3 protein-coding genes and 1 pseudogene are annotated in these 2,802 nt (G+C 49.0%); all 4 read left to right on the forward strand.

Annotation, left to right across the window (positions count from 1 at the left end; translation table 11 throughout):
* The first annotated feature begins 96 nt into the window (after positions 1-96).
* Positions 97-429, forward strand: a complete 333-nt coding sequence (locus B7Y67_RS14505; protein WP_293599247.1) for an NAD-dependent epimerase/dehydratase family protein — start codon at positions 97-99, stop codon at positions 427-429.
* The gene (locus B7Y67_RS14510; protein ID WP_293599248.1) at positions 426-1,592 is read left to right on the forward strand and encodes a nucleotide sugar dehydrogenase; all 1,167 of its coding nucleotides are present in this window, start codon (positions 426-428) and stop codon (positions 1,590-1,592) included. Before B7Y67_RS14505 ends, B7Y67_RS14510 begins: the two co-directional genes overlap by 4 nt.
* Complete coding sequence (locus B7Y67_RS14515; RefSeq protein ID WP_293599249.1) at positions 1,592-2,587, forward strand: NAD-dependent epimerase; 996 nt, start codon at positions 1,592-1,594, stop codon at positions 2,585-2,587. Before B7Y67_RS14510 ends, B7Y67_RS14515 begins: the two co-directional genes overlap by 1 nt.
* A gap of 1 nt (position 2,588) precedes the next feature.
* Positions 2,589-2,802, forward strand: a pseudogene (locus B7Y67_RS14520) (asparagine synthetase B); the annotation flags it as partial.

Raw genomic sequence — 2,802 nt, forward strand, 5'->3', positions numbered from 1 at the left:
GTAATCTTTTAACCCAATACAATAATCTGGTTTAACAAGAAAAATGCAATTGCCGTCTCGTAAGCATTGCTACAATAATAAACTTAAGGTTATAAAATGATTTTAGTCACAGGCGGCGCTGGATTTATCGGCGTTAATTTTGTTTTGGGCTGGCTGTCGCAATCCGATGAGGCGGTAATCAACCTCGACGTATTAACCTACGCGGGTAATCGCGAGAATCTTACTTCACTTGACGGACTGAGTGACGGCGATGGTAAATTGTATTATGTGATACCAAGGTTGTTTCGGCGATTCTACCGAGTCAAGTTAATCTTTTCCAAGAGCGCGCACCAAGCGTTGGGTCAACTATTCTATCAAAATTGCTTAGGGAGCAAGAATTTCCGTTTAGATGAGTCAATCCAAGAGCATGTTCCAGAGGCTTTCGTATGAAAATTGCCATTGTCGGCACCGGCTATGTTGGCCTTTCCAATGCAATGCTCCTGTCGCAGCACAACGAAGTTGTTGCACTCGATATCGTCCCAGAAAAAGTCGCGATGCTTAGTCGCAACGAATCCCCTATTGAAGATGCAGATATCGAGGATTTTCTAAAAAACAAACTGCTCAATTTCCGAGCAACGCTTGATAAGCAGGACGCCTATACTGGAGCGGATTTTGTCATCATCGCAACGCCCACCGATTACGATCCGGAAACTAATTGCTTCAATACCAAATCGATTGAGGCTGTAATTCGGGATGTTATATCCATTCATCCGCAGGCGGTGATGGTTATCAAGTCTACAGTCCCTGTCGGATATACCGCAAGGATTCGAGAGGAACTAGGGGCCGAAAACCTTATCTTCTCACCGGAATTCCTGCGTGAAGGTCACGCACTTCATGATAATCTGTATCCCTCACGTATCGTCGTCGGCGAGCGCTCAGCTCGCGCTGAAACCTTTGCCAATCTGCTGATGCAAGGGGCTCAGAAGCAAAATATTGCGACCCTGTTTACCGATTCTACTGAAGCAGAGGCTATCAAGCTGTTCGCCAACACTTATTTGGCGATGCGCGTTGCCTATTTCAACGAACTGGACACCTACGCCGCCACCCACGGGCTGGATTCGCGCCAAATCATTGATGGCGTTTGTCTGGATCCGCGCATTGGAACGCATTACAACAACCCCAGCTTCGGTTACGGCGGGTATTGCCTACCCAAGGATACCAAGCAGCTTCTCGCCAATTACCGCGACGTGCCGCAGAATCTTATCCATGCCATCGTCGATTCGAACACGACACGGAAGGATTTCATTGCCGACAGCATCATCCGTCAAGCACCCAAGGTCGTCGGTGTCTATCGACTCATCATGAAAGCTGGCTCAGATAATTTTCGCGCATCAAGCATCCAAGGCATTATGAAGCGCATCAAAGCCAAGGGTATTCAGGTCATCGTTTACGAACCGGCGTTCAATGAGTCTGAGTTCTACAACTCCCGCGTGGTGAATGATTTGGCTGCTTTCAAACAGGAGTCGGACATCATCATCGCCAACCGCCGCACTGAGGCGTTGGCAGACGTTGAAGTTAAAGTCTTCAGTCGTGATTTGTTTGGGAGTGACTGATGAAAGTTCTAGTAACCGGCGTAGCAGGTTTTATTGGCATGCACGTATGCCAGCGCCTGCTCGCCCGTGGCGATGAAATCATTGGTATCGACAACCTCAATGACTACTACGATGTGTCGTTGAAGGAGGCGCGGCTAGATCAGCTCCAGCAACATCCTGGCTTTCGTTTTGCCCGCATCGATATTGCTGACCGGGTTGAAGTGGCAAAGCTTTTCGAGCAAGAGAAGCCTCAGTGCGTAGTGCACCTTGCCGCACAGGCGGGCGTTCGATATTCGATCACAAATCCCCATGCCTATGCTGACAGCAACCTGATTGGGTTTGTGAATATCCTTGAGGGTTGCCGTCACGCCAATGTTCAGCACCTCGTTTACGCATCGAGTTCCAGTGTCTATGGCGGCAACACCAAAACACCGTTCTCTGAATCTGACAGAGTTGATCAGCCAGTCAGTCTTTATGCCGCGACCAAAAAAGCCAACGAGCTAATGGCACACGCTTATAGCCATCTTTATGGCATTCCGGCAACTGGCCTACGTTTCTTTACGGTGTACGGCCCTTGGGGCAGGCCGGATATGGCCTATTTCAGCTTCACCCAAGCCATCCTTGAAGGGCGGTCAATTGATGTCTTCAATCATGGCCAGTTGCAACGAGATTTCACTTACATAGATGATATTACTGAAGGTGTTGTACGTGTTTTAGACAAACCCGCCACGCTGGATGCTGGAGTGCCGCATCGCGTATTCAATATTGGCAATCACGAGCCCGTAGCGCTTCTAGTATTTATCGAGACCTTGGAAAAAGCATTGGGTCGCGTAGCGATTAAAAACTTCCTTCCAATGCAACCGGGTGATGTGCACGCCACTCACGCAGACACGATACAACTTCAAGAGTGGGTGGGGTTTTCACCCGATACGCCGCTACAAAAAGGTATCGAAAAATTCGTGGCTTGGTATCACTCAAGATATGAACCCGCCAATTTGAATCAAGGGGCTGGCTAAGATGTGTGGAATTGCTGGCATATTCGTCACAAAAGCATCCGCTCCGGCAGATATCTCTGCGACGATAGGCAGGATGGTGAATAGCATTGAACATCGTGGCCCCGATGATCAAGGCACTTGGGTTGGCTCAGGTATAGCACTGGGTCACGCACGCCTCTCAATCATTGACTTGACCACTGCAGGGCATCAGCCAATGCCCAATGAAGATGGCAGTC

Source organism: Polynucleobacter sp. 35-46-11 (genome assembly GCF_002281105.1).

What these genes read in the sequence shown, in the direction of transcription:
- B7Y67_RS14505 (WP_293599247.1), top strand. Translation starts at nt 97, where the DNA reads ATGATTTTAGTCACAGGCGGCGCTGGATTTATCGGCGTTAATTTTGTT.
- B7Y67_RS14510 (WP_293599248.1), top strand. Translation starts at nt 426, where the DNA reads ATGAAAATTGCCATTGTCGGCACCGGCTATGTTGGCCTTTCCAATGCA.
- B7Y67_RS14515 (WP_293599249.1), top strand. Translation starts at nt 1,592, where the DNA reads ATGAAAGTTCTAGTAACCGGCGTAGCAGGTTTTATTGGCATGCACGTA.